At 66.4% G+C, this 17,259-nt stretch carries 17 protein-coding genes; 1 reads left to right on the plus strand and 16 read right to left on the minus strand.

The window, feature by feature from the left end; genetic code table 11:
• The first annotated feature begins 66 nt into the window (after positions 1–66).
• Positions 67–684: a TetR/AcrR family transcriptional regulator gene (locus FQU96_RS26530; RefSeq protein ID WP_255468568.1), complete on the plus strand. Its 618-nt coding sequence runs from the start codon at positions 67–69 to the stop codon at positions 682–684.
• A 12-nt stretch (positions 685–696) separates the two neighbouring features.
• Here the strand turns inward: FQU96_RS26530 and FQU96_RS26535 are convergent, their stop codons facing one another.
• The 16 genes from FQU96_RS26535 to FQU96_RS26610 form a co-directional block, all read right to left on the minus strand.
• Positions 697–2,052 (minus strand): AarF/ABC1/UbiB kinase family protein, encoded by a 1,356-nt coding sequence (locus tag FQU96_RS26535; protein ID WP_146544387.1) that lies wholly within the window; start codon positions 2,050–2,052, stop codon positions 697–699.
• Positions 2,053–2,220: 168 nt separating this feature from the next.
• The gene (locus FQU96_RS26540) at positions 2,221–4,023 is read right to left on the minus strand and encodes a M3 family oligoendopeptidase (protein ID WP_146544388.1); all 1,803 of its coding nucleotides are present in this window, start codon (positions 4,021–4,023) and stop codon (positions 2,221–2,223) included.
• 261 nt (positions 4,024–4,284) lie between these two features.
• The gene (locus tag FQU96_RS26545; RefSeq protein ID WP_146544389.1) at positions 4,285–4,776 is read right to left on the minus strand and encodes a GAF domain-containing protein; all 492 of its coding nucleotides are present in this window, start codon (positions 4,774–4,776) and stop codon (positions 4,285–4,287) included.
• Positions 4,777–4,785: 9 nt separating this feature from the next.
• Complete coding sequence (locus FQU96_RS26550; protein WP_146544390.1) at positions 4,786–5,706, minus strand: branched-chain amino acid ABC transporter permease; 921 nt, start codon at positions 5,704–5,706, stop codon at positions 4,786–4,788.
• Entirely contained in the window at positions 5,706–6,569 is an 864-nt protein-coding gene (locus FQU96_RS26555) for a branched-chain amino acid ABC transporter permease (protein ID WP_146544391.1), read from the minus strand. The genes FQU96_RS26550 and FQU96_RS26555 overlap by 1 nt, the downstream gene beginning before the upstream one ends.
• 128 nt (positions 6,570–6,697) lie before the next feature.
• Complete coding sequence (locus FQU96_RS26560; protein WP_255468569.1) at positions 6,698–7,900, minus strand: ABC transporter substrate-binding protein; 1,203 nt, start codon at positions 7,898–7,900, stop codon at positions 6,698–6,700.
• Positions 7,901–8,193: 293 nt separating this feature from the next.
• A complete protein-coding gene (locus FQU96_RS26565) occupies positions 8,194–8,970 on the minus strand; it encodes an urease accessory protein UreD (RefSeq protein ID WP_178130716.1) in 777 nt (258 codons plus the stop codon).
• Positions 8,971–9,121: 151 nt separating this feature from the next.
• Positions 9,122–9,748 carry an urease accessory protein UreG gene (gene ureG / locus FQU96_RS26570; RefSeq protein WP_146544393.1) on the minus strand — a complete coding sequence of 209 codons (627 nt, stop codon included), beginning with the start codon at positions 9,746–9,748 and terminating at the stop codon, positions 9,122–9,124.
• Positions 9,745–11,451, minus strand: a complete 1,707-nt coding sequence (gene ureC / locus FQU96_RS26575) for an urease subunit alpha (protein WP_146544394.1) — start codon at positions 11,449–11,451, stop codon at positions 9,745–9,747. Before ureC ends, ureG begins: the two co-directional genes overlap by 4 nt.
• 2 nt (positions 11,452–11,453) lie before the next feature.
• On the minus strand, positions 11,454–12,146 hold the full coding sequence (gene ureB, locus FQU96_RS26580) for an urease subunit beta (RefSeq protein WP_146544395.1): 693 nt from the start codon (positions 12,144–12,146) through the stop codon (positions 11,454–11,456).
• A 13-nt stretch (positions 12,147–12,159) separates the two neighbouring features.
• Positions 12,160–12,840, minus strand: coding sequence for an urease accessory protein UreF (locus tag FQU96_RS26585; protein ID WP_178130717.1), 681 nt, complete (start codon positions 12,838–12,840; stop codon positions 12,160–12,162).
• Positions 12,833–13,282 (minus strand): urease accessory protein UreE, encoded by a 450-nt coding sequence (locus tag FQU96_RS26590; RefSeq protein ID WP_146544397.1) that lies wholly within the window; start codon positions 13,280–13,282, stop codon positions 12,833–12,835. Before FQU96_RS26590 ends, FQU96_RS26585 begins: the two co-directional genes overlap by 8 nt.
• A gap of 183 nt (positions 13,283–13,465) precedes the next feature.
• On the minus strand, positions 13,466–14,173 hold the full coding sequence (locus FQU96_RS26595) for an ABC transporter ATP-binding protein (protein ID WP_146544398.1): 708 nt from the start codon (positions 14,171–14,173) through the stop codon (positions 13,466–13,468).
• Positions 14,170–14,949: an ABC transporter ATP-binding protein gene (locus FQU96_RS26600; protein WP_146544399.1), complete on the minus strand. Its 780-nt coding sequence runs from the start codon at positions 14,947–14,949 to the stop codon at positions 14,170–14,172. Before FQU96_RS26600 ends, FQU96_RS26595 begins: the two co-directional genes overlap by 4 nt.
• A gap of 120 nt (positions 14,950–15,069) precedes the next feature.
• On the minus strand, positions 15,070–15,939 hold the full coding sequence (locus FQU96_RS26605) for a VOC family protein (protein WP_146544400.1): 870 nt from the start codon (positions 15,937–15,939) through the stop codon (positions 15,070–15,072).
• A gap of 182 nt (positions 15,940–16,121) precedes the next feature.
• Positions 16,122–17,090: an SDR family NAD(P)-dependent oxidoreductase gene (locus tag FQU96_RS26610; protein WP_146544401.1), complete on the minus strand. Its 969-nt coding sequence runs from the start codon at positions 17,088–17,090 to the stop codon at positions 16,122–16,124.
• Positions 17,091–17,259: the final 169 nt, after the last annotated feature.

The raw sequence follows: 17,259 nt of genomic DNA on the forward strand, positions 1-17,259 counted from the left end.
CTACAGTCATATGAAAGAGATGACTCCGTCCTCGGCGCGATGCTGAGATCACAACGGACGCGGCGCGTGGCGGGGACAGACTCGCCACCCGTCGTCGCGGCGCGCCCGCGCACCAAGCCTGCCGAAGTGCGCCGCGAAGAGCTGATGGATGCGGCGGAACGACTGTTCCTGCAGAAGGGCATTGCGGCCACCAGCGTCGACGACATCGTGGCCGCGGCCGATGTCGCCAAGGGCACGTTCTATCTGCACTTCGACTCGAAAGAGACCCTGCTGCTCGCACTGCAACAGCGCTTCGTGATGGGATTTTGCGACCGTCTCCAAACAGCCATGGATCGGCGCGATCGCGATGACTGGGCCGGCCGGCTGCGGGCCTGGATCACCGCCGGCGTCAACGGTTATCTCGATCAGGTGGCGCTGCACGACGTCGTCTTCCACGAGTTCCGCCCTGATGACCGGCGCGGCAAGCACGACAACCCGGCGGTCGATCAGCTCGCCACGCTCCTCGACCAGGGCGCGCAGGCCGGTGCCTGGCAGGTCGAAGACCCGCGCCTGACGGCCGTCATGCTGTTCAACGCGCTGCACGGCGCTGTCGACGATGCGGTCGCTGCCAAGGCGAAGGTGAATCGCGCCGCGCTGGTGCGCACGCTGGACACCTTCTTCCGCCGCGCCGTCGTAATCACATAAGGCGACGACCGCTCAGGCAACCGATGCCTGCAGTCCAACGGCCTGCAGGGCAGCCTGCTGCCGCGCGCCCAGAACATCGACGTCGAAATCGCCGATCAGATCCTGGAACAAGCGGTACCAGTTGATCTCGGCGCGCAGGTGGATGAACACCGAGCCCAGCCCGATCGCGGCACGGTCCATGAACACGAATTCGCGCGGCACGGTGACACCGCCCAGCTTGCGGATCTCGCCGAACACCGAGTTGGCCGTCTCGCGCCCATACTGGCCGGCCGAGCCCTCGGCGATGCGCCGCGGCCGGTCGTCCATCAAGGGACCGTAAAGGAAGGCCGCCCAGCGGTTCAGCGCCCGGATCATCTCGCGCGACAGCTGCTTGAAGCCCCACAGCTCGTAGGCGGCGACGGCCAGTTCCTCGTTGTCGGCCAGCAGCGCCTTGTAGAGGTCGATGGATCCCTTCACGAAGCTCGGCGGGAAGATGCGCACACAGCCGAAATCCATCAGGTTCACATCGCCGTCGTCGGGCCGCACCGTGTAGTTGCCCAGATGGGGATCGCCGTGGATGACGCCATGGAAATAGAACGGCGCATACCAGGCCTGGAACATGTTGTAGGCGAGCCGATCGCGGTCTTCCTGCGGGCGGTCCTTCCAGGCGAGCAGGCTCTCGCCGTCCAGCCATCGCATGGTCAGCAACCGCTCGGTCGACAGGTCGTCGACGATCTGCGGCACGTGCACATGCGCCTCGTTGGCCAGCATGTGCGCATAAAGCCTGGCGTGCCGGGCCTCGCGCCGATAGTCGAGCTCCTCGCGCAGCCGGTCGGCGATCTCCTTGAAGATCTCGGTGGTGTGCACGGCGATGTCCATGCGCCGTGCAATACCGAAGATCACCTTGAGCTGATTGAGGTCAGCCTCCAGGGTCGAGGCCATATCAGGGTACTGCAGCTTGCACGCCACCGGGGTCCCGTCAGTCAGCACGGCACGGTGCACCTGGCCCAGCGACGCCGCCGCCGCGGCATCCTTGTCGAACCGGCTGAACCTGGTTTGCCACGCCGGCCCCAGTTCGCCCGCCATGCGGCGCTTCACGAAAGCCCAACCCATGGCCGGCGCGTTGGCCTGCAGCTGCGAGAGCTCGCGCGCATACTCTGACGGCAAGGCGTCGGGAATCGTCGACAGCAGCTGCGCCGCCTTCATCAGCGGACCCTTCAGGCCGCCCAACGCCGCGCGCAGCTCGGATGCGTTCTTGTCGCGATCGACGTCGAACCCGAGATAACGCTGCCCGGCCAGACGCGCCGCCACGCCGCCGACCGACACGCCGACCTTGGCGTAGCGGCCGACCCGGCCGAACAGGCTGTTGTCTTCGTCGTCGCGGGGCATGGCGCGCGCCTTACCTTCCCCCGCTTGCGGGGGAAGGTGCCCGGAGGGCGGATGGGGGGTGCTCGATCAGCATTGCCATCGCTGCAACAGCCCCCATCCGGCGCTTCGCGCCACCTTCCCCCGCAAGCGGGGGAAGGTAGAAGACCGCGTGCCGCGAATGCAGATGCATCACCCCATCCTCTCCAGCTCTTCGATGAAGCCCGCGAGCATCTCGAGGCCGCGGCCCCAGAAGGCCGGATCGCTGGCGTCCAGACCGAACGGCGCCAACAGCTCCTTGTGACGCAAGGTGCCGCCGGCCCGCAGCATGTCGAGGTACTTGGCCTGGAAACCCGGCGCGCCCGCCTGATAGACGGCATAGAGCGAATTCACCAGGCAGTCGCCGAAAGCGTAGGCGTAGACATAGAACGGCACATGGATGAAGTGCGGGATGTAGGCCCAGTAGTGGGCGTACTCGGGGCCGAAGCGCAGCGCCGGCCCGAGGCTCTCGGTCTGCACCGCCAGCCATACCTCGCCGATACGCTCGGCCGTCAGCTCGCCCTTGCGGCGTTCATCGTGCAGGCGGGCCTCGAAATCGTAGAACGCGATCTGGCGCACCACGGTGTTCAGCATATCCTCGACCTTGGACGCCAGCATCGCCTTGCGCGTGCGGGCATCGGGCGCGCTTTTCAGCAGCGCCTGGAAGGTCAGCATCTCGCCAAACACCGACGCCGTCTCGGCCAAGGTGAGCGGCGTGTCGGCCTGCAGGTAGCCCTGCGGCCCGGCCAGGACCTGATGCACGCCGTGGCCCAGCTCGTGGGCCAAGGTCATCACGTCGCGCACCTTGCCCTGGTAGTTCAGCAGCAGATACGGATGCACCGAGGGCACGCAGGGATGCGCGAAGGCGCCCGGCGCCTTGCCCGGACGCACCGGCACGTCGATCCAGCGATTGGCGAAGAAGCGGCTGCCGACCGCCGCCAGGTCGGGCGAGAACGCGGCGTAGGCATCGATCACGGTCTTGGTCGCCTCGGGCCAGGCGACCGTGCGGTCATCCGCGTCGGGCAACGGTGCGTTGCGGTCCCAGTAGTCCAGCACATCGACGCCGAACCACTTGGCCTTGAGCTTGTAATAGCGATGCGACAGGCGCGGATAGGCGTCCTTCACCGCCGCCACCAGCGCATCGACCACGTCATCCTCGACCTGGTTCGCGAGGTTGCGCGCCGACGGCGGGCGCGGGAAGTGCCGCCACTTGTCCTCGATCTCCTTGTCCTTGGCGAGCGTATTGGTCAGCAGGGCGAACACCTGGATGTTGTCGCCCATCACCTTGCCGAAGCTCTTGGCCGCCCGCTCGCGCACCTTGCCGTCGCGGTCCGACAGCAGGTGCAGGATCTCGGCCGAGGTCAGGTCCTTGCCGTCGAGCGGAAAGCGCAGCCGCGCCATGGTCTCGTCGAACAGCCGGTTCCAGGCGTTGCGGCCGCTGAGCTGCTTTTCGTGCAGCAGCTTCTCCAGATCGTCCGACAGCTGGTGCGGACGGAAGGACCGCGTATCGCGCAGCCAGGGCTGATACTTGGCCAACGCCGCCGATGACAGCTTGGCGTCGAGATCCTTGTCCTCGATGCGGTTGATCTCCAGCGCAAAGAACAGCAACGTCGTGGTGATCGCGGTGATCCGCTCCTGGATGTTCTGCTGGAATTGCCCGATCTTGGGATCGCTCATGTCGCCGGCATAGAGCAGCGAGGCGTAGGAGCCGATGCGGCCCAGCCGTTCCTGCAGCTGCTCGTAGGTGGCGATCGCCTCGGCCAACTGATCGCCCGTCAAACTCGCGAGCTTGCCTTCATAGCGGGTGGCAAAAGCCTTGGCGTCGGCATCGATGGACTCCAGGTCGGTCCGCAGTTGCGGCGCATCCATGCCGCCATAGAGATCGCCGAGATCCCAGGTCGGCAGATCGCCCAGCTGGGCGGCGGCCGCACCATCCGGTGCATAGACAATGGTCATATCCTGCTCCCGCGCATGAGCGCCAGATATGGGGCCTTGGCGGCCCAAAGCCAAGGAATCCTTCCCCACCACGGGCTCCCTCTCCGCCCGCGAGCGGGGGGAGAGGGAGGGGCCCATCGCGCCAGCGATGGGAGGGTGAGGTGGGCGTTGAAGCGAGCCCCGTTCTCACAAGGTCAACCGCCTGTGCTGAAGCACCCACCTCACCCTCCCGCGCCAAGCGCGGGCCCCTCCCTCTCCCCCCACTGCGTGGGCGGAGAGGGGTCAACGGTCGGGGTCCGCCTCGATGGCCTGCAGGAAGGGGCCGATCAGCAGGGCGGTGAAGGGCTCCAGGCGGGGGACGTCGGTCTCGCTGTAGTGCCGCGCGCCGGCCAGCAGGTTCATCGTGCCCAGCACGCGGCCGTCATAGATCACCGGCATGTTGATTACCGAGTCGCAGCCCAGCGACTTGATCAGCTCGTGATCGTAGAAGGCCCAGCGGATGTCATCGGCGGTGTAGCCGATATAGGCCTGCAAGCCGTCGATCACGTGCGCGCTCCACGGCGTGGCGTTCATCTCCTTGAAGCCACCGACCGGGTATTCCGTCGGCATGTTGGTGTAGATGCGCTTGGCCTTCCTGCCATCGGGCGAGCGGTACAGGAGCGTGAACAGGATGTGGCCGACGGTGTCCCGCACCGCTTGATCGAGCGCGGCATAGAAGGGTTGCGGCTGGCCGGGTTGCTTCAGCGCATCGAGACAGCGTTGAAAGGGAGTCATGATCCTCACTCATGTCGTAGGCGTTGGTCGGGGCGCCGGTGGAACTTGCTCCGGCAGGATGCCCTGCGGCCGCCAGCGCAGCACCAGGATCAGGGCAAGGCCGATCAGCATTTCGCGAATGGCGGCATGCTGCACCGGCGACAGGCCGGGAATGGCCGCGGCGGCAAACCGCGTCGACTCCAGGAAGAAGATCACCAGGTAGGCACCCAGCACGGCGCCCGACGCGCGACCGACGCCGCCGGCGGCGACCGCGAGGAAGATGTAGATCGTGATCAGCGGCTGGAAAATGTCCGGCGCGACGTAGCTGTTGAAATGGCCGTAGAGCGCGCCCGCCAGGGCGGCGATGGCGGCCGAAATGGCAAAGGCCTCGATCTTGAAGCGCAGGATGCGCTTGCCGGCAACCTGCGCCACCTGCTGATCCTCGCGCACGGCACGCAGCGCGCGACCGTAGGGCGACAGATCGAGCCGGCGCAGCAGGAACCACACCAGGCCCACGATCGCCAAGGTACCCACGGCATAGGCCACGTTGAACCAACCGCCCAGCGCCGCCTTGAGCGGTCCGGGAATGCCCGAGATGCCGTCGCTGCCGCGCGTCAGCCAGATCTCGTTGTTGGCGATCAGGCGGATCGTTTCGGCAAAGCCCAGGGTGACGATCGCGAGGTAGTCGCCGCGCAGCCGCGTCGTCGACATGGTCACGACGTAACCACCGACGGCACCGACGACGAGCGCGCCGGCAATGCCGGCGATGATCGGCACGCCCAGGTTTATGGTCAGCAGCGCCGAGGCATAGGCACCCAGCGCGAAGAAACCGGCGAGGCCGAGATTGACCATGCCGGCACCGCCCCAGATCAGGTTGAGGCTGAGCGCCAGCAGCGCGTAGAAGCCGCCGGTGGCGACGATGAAGACGAGGTAGTTGGCCCAGCCCGCCATCAGTAGGCTCGCTCGCCCAAAAGCCCGCGCGGCCGCAAGGTCAGCACCAGCAGAATCGCGACGAAACCCACGGCGCTCTTGTAGGTGGGCGCGATCGCGAGCGTCGCGAACTCCTCGGCGAGGCCGATCAACAGGGCACCGGCCACGGCGCCGGGAATGCTGCCCAGCCCGCCCACCACGGCGGCGGCGAACACCGAAAGCACGATGCGGAACCCGGTCAGCGGATCGACCGACGTATCCAGGCCCAGCAGCATGCCGCCGACGCCGCACAAGCCGGCCCCCACGAACACCGCCAGCAGTTCGACGCGGCGCGGTTCGATCCCTTTGAGCCGCGCCAGGTCGGGATTGTCGGCCGTGGCCCGCATCGCCTTGCCGATACGGGTGAAGGCGAGGAAGGCGAACAGCACGCCCATCACCGCCAGCGCCAGCATCAGGTTCTCGACCTGCTGCGGTGCCACGCGCAGGCTGCCGAAGCGGATGTCGCGCGCCAGCGGCAGATCGTAGCCGCGCAGGTCATTGCCGAACGAGAAGCGCAGGATGTTCTCGATGATGACGTTGAGCGCGATGGCGGCGATGGCGACGGTCAGCGCGCCGGCCGGCCGCAACGGCTCCAGCGCCACACGCTCGGCCAGCCCGCCGACGATTCCGGCCAGCACGAAGGCCGCCAACAGGGCCGCGACCACGGGCCAACCCAGCCAGGCGTTGGCCATCCAGCCGCCATAGGCGCCCAATGTGGCGAAGGCGGCCACCGCGAAGTTGGGATAGCGCAGCACGGCGAACATCGCCGTGAAACCGATGGCCGGCAACGCCAGGATCGTGCCGGCGACCAAGCCGTTCAACGCTGCTTGGAGGAAGGAGTCCATGGCCTACTTTGGACCGCGCGCGTCCACGCGCGCATTCGCTCGCAGCGCAGCAGCGAGCGAACAAGAAGCCGGCGCTGACGCGCCGGTGCGGGCGTGGACGCCCGCGGTCCGAACAACGCCCAACACCATCACGCGATCTTCAGCAACGTGAGCTTGTTGGCCTTGATCTGCTCGTAGCGGAACTTGCAATCGATGATGTCGCCCTTGTCATCGAAGTCGCAGGGCCCGCTGGCGCCGATATAGTCGACCTTCTCGCCGGCGGCGATGGCCTTGATGCCGTCGACGGCGTTGTCCACCGTCTTGCCACCGCCCTGGGAGATCTTGCGCACGCTGTCGCGGATGGCGGTGCCCGTCGCGTCCTTGGCGGCGGCGATCGCCATCAGGACCAGGTTGGCGTGGTCGTACACCTGGCACGTGTAGGGATCGGGGTTCTCCATGCCGACGATCTTCTTCACGCGGTCGTAGGCGGTCGCGCCTTCCGCCGGCGAGGGTGCGAACGTGTGGACGCCCTCCACCACCTCGGCCTGGCCGACCTGATCGATCAGCTTCTGGTTGATCGAGTACGCCAGGCCGATGACCTTGCCCTTGAATCCGGCACGATAGAGGTCCTTCAACAGGACGACGGTGTCGGGCGTGTAGCCGGCGGCAAAGATCGCATCGGGATTGAAGCGCAGCGCCTGGTCGACCTCGGTGCGATAGGTCGGCTTCTTGTCGTCGTAGATCAGGCTGCCCTGGTCGCCGCCACCCTTCTTGAGGGTAGCCTCCAGGGTCTTGATGCTGGTCTGCGTGAACGGCGTCTGCGGGATCATCTGGAACACGCGCTTGGCGCCGATCGACAAGAGAAACTCGCCAACCCGCGAGATCTGCAAGGTCGAGTTGGGCTGGGTACGGATCAGGTATCCCTGATGTGGCAGCTGCGTGATGCTGTCGGCACCGGAGACCGTGCACAGCATGGTCTTGCTTTCCCAGCACAGCGGCGCCACCGCCGTCGTCACCGACGACGCCCAGGTGCCGACGATGGCCGAGACCTTGTCGACATCGATCAGCTTGCGCGCCGCGCGGACACCGGCTTCCGGGTTGGTCTGGTCATCTTCGCTGACCAGCTGCACACGGCGGCCCAGCACACCGCCGGCCTTGTTGACGTCCTCGATCACGGCGGCCGCGGCCTTGGCCATCACCGGGCCATAGGGCCCACCGGCGCCGGTGAGCGGCGTCAAGGTCGCGAGCTTGATCGGATCGCCTTGCGCGCGCACGACGGCAGGCATGGCCAACGCGGCGGTGCCAGCAACCAGCGCTGCGCGACGAGTCATGCGTATGGAACGGTCAGTCACGTGAAGCTCCCCCTAGGATCATTTGTTGATGCGCAGCATAGGTTGGGCCGGTCGGGCGTTCTAGCGTTAGGTCACCAAGCGTCCCGGGGACAAAACCGGCCTCGCGAATTGCGTGACAACAATGACAACAATGACTGAAATGTTCGAAAATTGCTCAAATGACCGGACTTGTAGAAGGTCGTGAGTCCGCGTGCCGCCATACCTCGCGTTGCCCCGTTAGCCGCCCTGCACATGTTTAGGATCGACGAACTGATAACACGTTCTCAATATAAGAACAAGAAAAACTTGGAAATTCAGGACGACTCGCGGACCGATTCGGCCTGATCGAGGCCCATGTTCTGCAACGTGCCGACAACGGCGTCCAGAACCGCATCGAGCGCGCCGCCGTCGATTGCCGCCACACGCACGGCGGCGCCACCACCATCCCGCAGCGCAGTGGTCGACCCGTAGCAATCATCGCGGCCCTTGAAGAAGCACGCGATGGCCGCCTTGATTGCCTGGCACGCTCTCGCGTCCATCCGCCGGATGAGCCACACCGCTCCAAAGGCACGGAAGGCGTTGGTCACGCCTGGCGACGCGGCATCAATCACACCGTCATGGATGCGCATCCGATCCACTGCAACGAGCGCGCCGGTGGTCTTGCGCACGGTCAGATGAGCCCGCAGATCGCGCGCGCCCGACGCCATCGTCTGCGGGTCATGCAGCAGGAACCCGTCACGGATCAATACCGTGGCGCTTTCCGCCACCGTGACCTCCATCACCTGCTGGAAGGCACTGGAGGGAAACAGAATCAGCGGACGCGGCAGGTATGACAGGGACGCGTCTTCCGACGCCCGCAGCGACACGGTCTGACACGCCATCTCGCCGTTGCGCGCGGCATGGACAACCGTTGCGGAGGGCATCCTGATAACGACGTGCGCCCCCTTCCCGGCGTTCAGGCACTGGCCGAGCCGTTCGCCGCCATAGACGCCGCCCGAGACCGACTGGACGATCACATCAGCCGACGACGCGCCTGTCTGTAGCGGGGCCGTGACGTTGAAGGGATAGCTGACATGACGTCGGGCCAGCACCGTGCGAACGCCGACACGTTCGAACGCCAGGTCGAGCTGCCATTCACCCTCGCGGGTTTTATCGCTGGGAGCGCGGGCATCTCGCCCGCTCATGTTTCGTCGCTCCGCGTCGATGCGGGCGGGACGCCCGCGCTCCCAGGGACTTCACCCGTCATGCGCCGCGGTAGAGCACGGCGCTGCACAGCGCATCGGCGACGACGGCAATGCCTTCGTTGGCACGACAGTTGGTGCACACCACCGGGCGACCGTTGCGTACCGCCAGCGCTTCGGCACGCATGCGCGGCAGATCGACACCGACATAGGGATGCAGGTCGACCTTGTTGATGACCAGAAGGTCGGACTGGATCACGCCGGGCCCGCGCTTGCGCGGGATGTCGTCGCCGCCGGCGACATCGATGACGAACAGCCAATAATCGACGAGATCGAGCGAGAAGGTCGAGGCCAGGTTGTCGCCGCCGCTCTCGATCAGGATCAGGTCGAGGTCCGGGAAAGCCCGATCGAGGCTGTCGGCAGCCTCGATGTTGAGCGTCGGATCCTCGCGGATCACGGTGTGCGGGCAGGCGCCCGCCTCCACCGCCAGGATCCGCTCCGGCTCCAGCAGCTGGGCCCGCCGCAGGCGCTCGGCGTCTTCGTGTGTGACGAGATCGTTGGTGATCACGGCGATCTGGATGCCGCGGCCGCGCAGCACCGGGATAAGGCGCTCGAGCAGCGCCGTCTTCCCCGAACCCACCGGTCCGCCGATCCCGATGCGGGCGGCGCCCTGTCCCTTCGTCTTCATCGCAGCATGTACTTCCGGCTGAGGGGCACGACCGACGCCGGCGGACACATCAGCAGCTGCCCATCGGCCCGCACCTCGAAGGTGGCGGGATCAACCTCGATCTGCGGCAGCGCATCGTTGCGGACCATGTCGCGCTTGCCGAGCTGGCGCACTGAGCGGATCGGCAACATCGCCTTGCCGACCCCGAGCTTGCGCTTGACGTCCGCCTGCACCGCCAGCCGCGAGACGAAGGTGACGCCCAGATGCTGCGGCGAAACACCGGTGGCACCCCACATCGGACGCTGGATCAGCGGCTCGCTGCCGATCTGGCTGGCATTGCCGTCAGCCATCGGCGCCCAGGCGATGAAGCCGCGCTTCATCACCAGCCACGGCTTGATGCCGAAGAACGCGCGTTTCCAGAACACCAGATCGGCCATCTTACCGGACTCGATCGAGCCGACATAACCGTCGATGCCCGCGGCGATGGCGGGGTTGATCGTGTACTTGGCGACGTAGCGCTTGATGCGCTCGTTATCGGCGCGCGCGGTCTTCTCCTGCGGCAGCCGCCCGACGCGGTCCTTCATGACGCTGGCCAGCTGCCAGCACTTGGCGACGTTCTCCGCCAATCGTCCCATGCCCTGGGTGTCGGTGGCGAAGATCGAGATGGCGCCCATGTCGTGCAGGAAATCCTCGGCCGCCATGCTCTGCGGCCGAATGCGCGATTCGGCGAAGGCAAGGTCCTCGGCCAGCCGCCAGTTCATGACGTGGGCCAGCATGGTCATCGGCAGGCCCTCGTTGAGGGCATAGGCGGTATAGGGATTGGTGGGATTGGTCGATGACGGCAGCACGTTCGCCTGCCCATTGACCCGCAGCAGATCGGGCGCGTGGCCGCCGCCGGCGCCCTCGGTGTGGTACATGTGGATGGTGCGCCCGCCGATGGCGCGCAGCGTGTCCTCACAGAAACCAAACTCGTTGATCGTGTCGGTGTGGAGGTTCACGCAGAAATCGTTGCGATCGGCGGCCACCAGCGCGCCGTCGATGACGGCACCGGAGGCACCGAAATCCTCGTGGATCTTCACGCCCAGCGCGCCACCCGCCACCGACTCTTCCACGGCGCCCGGCTCGGAGCAGCCGCGGCCCAGGAAGCCGAAATTGAGGCAGGCATGATCGGTGCCTTGGATGAGCTGGCCGAGCACGTTGGGGCCTGAGCAGCTGACGTCGAAATGCGGCCCCGGCGACATGCCGATCATGGTGGTGGTGCCGCCGGCCAGCGCATGATCGTTCTGCTGCGGACACAGGAAATGCGCATGCGCCTCCACGGCGCCGGCCGTGATGATATAGGGCTCGCCGTGGAAGACCGTGGTGTTGGGTCCCGTGCGCAGCCTGGGATCGACGCCGTCCATGATGTCGGGGTTGCCGGCCTTGCCGATGCCGACAATCAATCCGTCGCGGATGCCGATATCGGCCTTCACGATTCCCTGGACGGCATCGATGATGGTGGCGTTCTGGATCACCGAATCCAACGCACCCGATGCATAGGTGCCGCTGACCTGGAACCCCTCGCCGTCGCGCATGACCTTGCCGGCGCCCGTCGTGAGCTCGTCGCCGTAGACGGTGAAGTCATGCTCGATCTCGGCCAGCAGGCTGGTGTCACCCAGACGCACGAGATCGCCGGTGGTCGGGCCGTAGGTCGCCGCGTAGTCCCGGCGGGATATCCTCGCCATGATCAAGCGCCCCGGTAGCCGTCGCGGCGCGCCGCGGCCAGCGCCGCCTGGCGCACGGCATCGTCATCGAGGGTGCCGCGGGTCAGGCCCGCCTGGCCGTGCACGACCCGCGCGCCGCCCATGGGCACCAGGCTGACGCGCTTGCGCAGCCCCGGCTCGAAGCGCACGCCGCTGCCGGAACCGACGTCCAGCCGCATACCGAAGGCCTTGCTGCGATCGAAGTCGAGCGCCCGGTTCGTTTCGAAGAAGTGGGTGTGGCTGCGGACCTGGATATCGCGGTCTCCGGTGTTGAGCACATCCAGCTCGAGGCGTGGACGACCGGCGTTGAGCTCGATCTCGCCGGATGCGGCGATGATCTCGCCCGCCTCGACGTCGTCGACCGTGTCGCGCCCCGGTGCGATCGGCCGGAAGACGATGACCATCTTCGTGCCCTGCGCGAAATTCGCTTCCACCGACACCATGTCCACCATGGCAGCGACACCGGGCTCGACGTCATCGCCAGTCAGCATCTGGCCCGCCATGTCGACGATCGCCTCGTATGTCATGCCTTTGCGCGCCGCCAGCAGCATCTCGTCGGCGATCAACGCCACCGCCTCGGGATGGGACAGCCGCACGCCGGCGGTGCGCAATCGCCGAGCGTGCTCCGCCGCCATGAAGATCGTCAGGCGATCGTACTCCGTGGGGGAAAGGTTCATCCGCCGCCGCCTTTCAGTTCGAGAACAACCGCTGCGCCTGGCCCGCATGCCGCAGCATCGCAATGTCGCTGACCGGGACAAAGGTCGATATGTCGTCGAGACCGCCTTGACCCTGTGCTGCAAGCTGCGCCATCCGTGGCCTGATGCGCGCCAGCGTACGCTGCGCGTCGAGATGCCCGATCAGTCCGAGCCGGATTGCCGCCGTGCACAGGGCCTGCGCCATCATATAGGCACTGACCGCCAGCGCCGTGGCTGCATCGAGGCCGACGCCCTTGAGCACCACGCCCTGGACGATCGGCAGATGTCCGTGTGCCCGCGCCGCATCGACAGAGGCCTTGAAGGCGACTGCGCCAAGCGTCTCGAGACGGACATGGGTGCCCAGAAGCGCCCGGCCGGCGCGACACGATCCGACGCGGGCGCTGTCCACTGTCATCAGAGCGTCAACCAGATCGTCGAGCTCAAGCAGGCGGTCTATATCTGACGCCGCGGCATGGGCATGCGCGACGACAATCCGGTCGAAGGTCGCCCATCGATGCTGCAGTTGTCCGTCGACGAAAGCCGGGAAATCATTGCGCGAGAGCTTCCCGTCAGTCACCAGCGCTTCCAGGCCCCAGGAGAAGGCGAAGCCGCCGCCCGGGAACTGGCCGTCGCCGAACTGAAGGGCCGTCAGCAGGACATCCGTGGCGTCACTCAATGATCCTGACCTTGCCGCGTTCCTGGAAGTCCCGTAGCCGCGCCAGGTAGCCCTCGACCGGACCCTCGATCGCGACCAGCAGACAACCGTCATCGAACCGGACTCGCCAATGCAAGTTGCCGGCCAGGTAGCCGAGCTCCAAGGCGGCATTGTCGCTCGGCATCAGGCGCAACCAGCGTTGCTCACCGACCCGCACGACAATGGCGCGGTGCGCATCGAGATGGACGACGGCGCCATCGAACAATTGGGCACTGCGGGGCAGCGCAACGAAGCAGGCGGTTCCGGCATCGGTATGGGCGTGAAACCGCCGCCGCGGCAGATCGACAGGTGCGACGACCAGGGTCTCGACCACGCCGTGATGGCCAATGTCATGCAACCGCTCGGCGATGGCCCCATCACCGCGTGCGCCGATGATACTCTCGATGACGATCGGATCGCTCATGTCGCGTGGCTGAAGTTTACCGGCGGCTGGCACGGCTGCGCAATATGAGACCCCGCTGTCATCCCAAGCGCAGCGAGGGATCTCCTGCGAAACGAGGCTCTGTAACCAGGAGATGTCTCGCTGCGCTCGACATGACGGACTGTCCGCACCACCGCAGGGTCCTTCACTTCGCTCAGGACGCGACTAACCACCCAAAAACAGGTCGCGCACCGACGGATCGGCCATCAGATCCGAAGCCGGCCCTTCACGTGCCACCTGGCCCAGCACCAGCACGTAGGCGCGCGCCGAGACCGTCAAGGCCTCTACTGCATTCTGCTCGACCATCAGGATCGCCACGCCGTCGCGATTGAGCGCCACGATGATGTCGAACAGCTCCTCGGCCGCCTTGGGCGACAGCCCGGCCGACGGCTCGTCCAGCAGCAGCAGGCGCGGTGCCGTCATCAGCGCCATAGCCATGGCCAGCATCTGGCGCTGGCCGCCGCTCAATGTGCGTGCCTGCGCGCGGCGCTTCTGCGCCAGCACGGGAAAGCGCGCGAACAGCGCCTCGATGCGCTCGCGCACACGGCCGGGCTCCTGGTAGGCGCCCATCTCGAGGTTCTCGCGCACCGTCATCGTGCCGAAGACGTTGTGCTCCTGCGGCACGAACGACAGGCCCAGCCGGCCAATCGCTGTCACCGGCAGGCCGGCGATCTCGGACTCCTGCAGGGACACACGCCCGGCGCTGGGCCGCAGCAGGCCGGCGATCAGCTTCAGCAAGGTCGACTTGCCGGCGCCGTTGGGCCCGATCAGCGACACGATCTCGCCGGGCGCGACCGACAGCGACGCACCACGCACGATCTCGTCGGCCGCCACGTAGCCGCCGCGCAGCCCATCGACGGTGAGCAACGTCATGCCCGCACACCCATATAGGCCTCGCGCACCCGCGCATCGGCACGCACCGTATCGAAGGTGCCCTCGGCCAGCACCTGCCCTTCGGCCATGACGATCACCGGATCGCACAGCTCGCCGATGAAACGCATGTCATGCTCGATCAGCAGCACGCTGATGCCACGCGCTGGCAGCGCGCGCAGGTGCTGAGCGATCTCGGCTTTCAACACCGGGTTCACGCCGGCGGTCGGCTCGTCGAGCAGGACCAGGCGCGGTTCGGCCATCAGCGCGCGGCCGATCTCCAGCAGCTTCTTCTGGCCGCCCGACAGGGCCGACGCCGGATTGTCGATCACCCGCTCGAGATTGAGCAGGCGCGCGATCTCGAACGCCCGCTCGGCCAGCTGCGCCTCGCGCCGGCGCGTCGCCGCCGTGCCCAGCAGCGCCGGCAACAACCCCTCGCCCGGCTGGTGGCGGCCATACAGCATCAGGTGCTGGAACACCGACAGCTTGGGAAAGCCGCGCGCGACCTGGAACGTGCGCACCAGGCCTGCGGCACTGATGACCTCGGGCGCCGCGCCGGCAAGCTCATGGCCGTCAAACCGGATGCTGCCGCTGTCCGGTGGCACCAGGCCCGACACGACATTGAACAGCGTGGTCTTGCCGGCGCCGTTGGGACCAATCAGGCCGGTGATCGATCCGCCCCGTACGGTAAGGTCGACACCGCGCAGCACCTCCAGGCCGTAGAATGCCCGGCGCAGACCCGTGATCGACAGCAGTGCGGCGTCCTTACCTTGTTTCAACGTCGTCGATCTCCATTCCCGAGAGCGCGGGCGTCCCGCCGCTCATGAAGATGCGGGCGGGACGCCCGCGCTCCCAGGGTTCGCTTCGCTCGCGATGTTAGCGTGTGGGGGAAGGGATCGCTACGCGGCAACCAGTTCCACGACAGCTCCGCAGGCGTGTTCCGGCGGAATCACGATGCCGTTGGCGGTCGACCTGGAGGATACGCCGCCCTCGTCAAGCACGCTGCGGGCCCGCCGCAGATCATCGACAACGACGCGATAGGCGACGAAGCGTGGCGTGCTGGTGTCGATCGACGCCAGTTCGGGAAACCGAGCGGCCAAGGCCGCTGGCGTCAACACGCTGACACGATCGCTCGTCGCGCCGACGGCCACGCCACCCTCGATCGCCGCCTCAGGCGCATCCAGCACGCGCGCGACATGGGTCGCGGCGGATGCCGGTTCCGACGCCACCATCACGATCTCGACCAGGCGATGCGCCCCATTGGCGTGACGCTGATAGTCCGGTTTCCAGAAGAGCTCGGGCGGATGACGCTGCTGGCAGCAGAAGAACGTCGCCTCCGGCATCTCGGTGTGAGTCGCGAAGGCCAGCGAAAAGCCGACCCGCACGGTCCGCCCGTCGGGCAGCATGGCGTCGCGGCCGAAATCGAGACGCTCATACGTCTCGAGCTTCTTGGCGCGGAATTCCGCGATATCAGCGTCGGCATCGGCGCTGGCGAGCACCACCATCATCAGGCCCTGGTGCCGATCCGCGATATAGTCGCGGGCGCGGCCACCGAAATTGAATTGCCCGGCGGCGTCGGGTGGTATGCGGGCGACATCGTCGATCGACAGCAGCTCGATGAAGTTGCCCTGCAATTGCGCCAGGTGATTGCGGGTTCCGAACGGATGAACGGCGCGCGGCGTCAGTGTGAAGCCCAGCCGGTCGTAGGCCTGCCGCATCACGTCCAGATCGGGTGCACAGAGAACGATGTGGTCGAGTTTGCGGGCCATGGTTAGCGTCCCTGGGAGCGATATTCTTTACCTTCCCCCGCTTGCGGGGGAAGGTGCCCGAAGGGCGGATGGGGGATGCTCCAACGACTTGGGCGTATCAAGAGCATCGCCTCCGCAGCAACATCCCCCATCCGGCGCTGCGCGCCACCTTCCCCCGCAAGCGGGGGAAGGTAAGAATACGACTAACAGCCATGATACTGCCGGAACCAATGCACGAACCGGGGGATGCCCTCGTCGATGGTGGTCGTGGGCATCCAGCCGAGATCGCGGGTCGTCAGATCGATGTCGGCGTAGGTTTCGGTCATGTCGCCGGGTTGCGCCGGCTTGAGCTCGATACGGGCCTTGCGGCCGGCCGCACGCTCCAGCAGCGCCACGAAGCGCATGAGCTCCTCGCTGCGATGGGCGCCGAAATTGTACAGGCGATGGCCGGGTTCGGCCGCCGGCCGGTCGTAGCAGGCCAGCACCCCGCGCGCGATGTCGTCGACAAAGCTGAAGTCGCGCTTGGCGAAGCCGAGATTGTAGATCGGGATCGTCTCGCCGGCGAAAATCGCGCGGCAGAAGATGTAGGGCGCCATGTCGGGCCGGCCCCAGGGCCCGTAGACAGTGAAGAACCGCAGTCCCGACAGCCGCAGCCCGAACAGCCGGGCGTAGGTGTCCGACATCAGTTCGTCGGCGCGCTTGGTGGCGGCATAGAGCGAGCGCGGATGGTCGACCGGGTCGCCGACCGCGAACGGAATCTTGGTGTTGGCGCCGTACACGGACGACGACGAGGCGTAGACCAGGTGCTGCAGCCCCGGCAGGTGACGGGCTGTCTCCAGCATCACCAGGTGGCCCATCACGTTGGCCTCGACATAGGCGTAGGGGTCGACCAGCGAATAGCGCACCCCGGCCTGGGCCGCGAGATGGATGATGCCGGTGATGTCGGGATGCTGCTCGACCACCTGCTGCACGCGCGCCCGGTCGGCGACGCTGCCCTCGACGAATTCGAACCGGTTATTGGTCCGTAATCCGGCCAGGCGGGCCTGCTTCAGCGCCGGGTCGTAGTAGTGGTTGAGATTGTCGAAGCCGAGCACGCCATCGCCGCGCGCCAGCAGCGCTTGGCAGACGTGATAGCCGATGAAGCCGGCGGCGCCGGTAACGAGGACAGTCATGAAGGCGCGCACTCTGCCCGCTTCGCGGCTGCGAAAGCCACTAATTTCTTTGCGCGTTTTGAACAGTTGCGGTAACGCCGCGCCGGTCCCTTTGCGATCCTGGACATGTCGCGTCTTTTATTGATGTCGCATTGCACCGTAGATTGTAACGGTTCGCAGAAAGAGTTAG

The organism is Reyranella sp. CPCC 100927, from assembly GCF_007859315.1.
Classification (GTDB): Bacteria; Pseudomonadota; Alphaproteobacteria; order Reyranellales; family Reyranellaceae; genus Vineibacter.

Excerpts from the sequence above, each read along its gene's own strand:
- FQU96_RS26535 (WP_146544387.1), bottom strand. The coding sequence starts at position 2,052 with ATGCCCCGCGACGACGAAGACAACAGCCTGTTCGGCCGGGTCGGCCGC.
- FQU96_RS26540 (WP_146544388.1), bottom strand. The coding sequence starts at position 4,023 with ATGACCATTGTCTATGCACCGGATGGTGCGGCCGCCGCCCAGCTGGGC.
- FQU96_RS26545 (WP_146544389.1), bottom strand. The coding sequence starts at position 4,776 with ATGACTCCCTTTCAACGCTGTCTCGATGCGCTGAAGCAACCCGGCCAG.
- FQU96_RS26550 (WP_146544390.1), bottom strand. The coding sequence starts at position 5,706 with ATGGCGGGCTGGGCCAACTACCTCGTCTTCATCGTCGCCACCGGCGGC.
- FQU96_RS26555 (WP_146544391.1), bottom strand. The coding sequence starts at position 6,569 with ATGGACTCCTTCCTCCAAGCAGCGTTGAACGGCTTGGTCGCCGGCACG.
- ureG (WP_146544393.1), bottom strand. The coding sequence starts at position 9,748 with ATGAAGACGAAGGGACAGGGCGCCGCCCGCATCGGGATCGGCGGACCG.
- ureC (WP_146544394.1), bottom strand. The coding sequence starts at position 11,451 with ATGGCGAGGATATCCCGCCGGGACTACGCGGCGACCTACGGCCCGACC.
- ureB (WP_146544395.1), bottom strand. The coding sequence starts at position 12,146 with ATGAACCTTTCCCCCACGGAGTACGATCGCCTGACGATCTTCATGGCG.
- FQU96_RS26590 (WP_146544397.1), bottom strand. The coding sequence starts at position 13,282 with ATGAGCGATCCGATCGTCATCGAGAGTATCATCGGCGCACGCGGTGAT.
- FQU96_RS26595 (WP_146544398.1), bottom strand. The coding sequence starts at position 14,173 with ATGACGTTGCTCACCGTCGATGGGCTGCGCGGCGGCTACGTGGCGGCC.
- FQU96_RS26605 (WP_146544400.1), bottom strand. The coding sequence starts at position 15,939 with ATGGCCCGCAAACTCGACCACATCGTTCTCTGTGCACCCGATCTGGAC.
- FQU96_RS26610 (WP_146544401.1), bottom strand. The coding sequence starts at position 17,090 with ATGACTGTCCTCGTTACCGGCGCCGCCGGCTTCATCGGCTATCACGTC.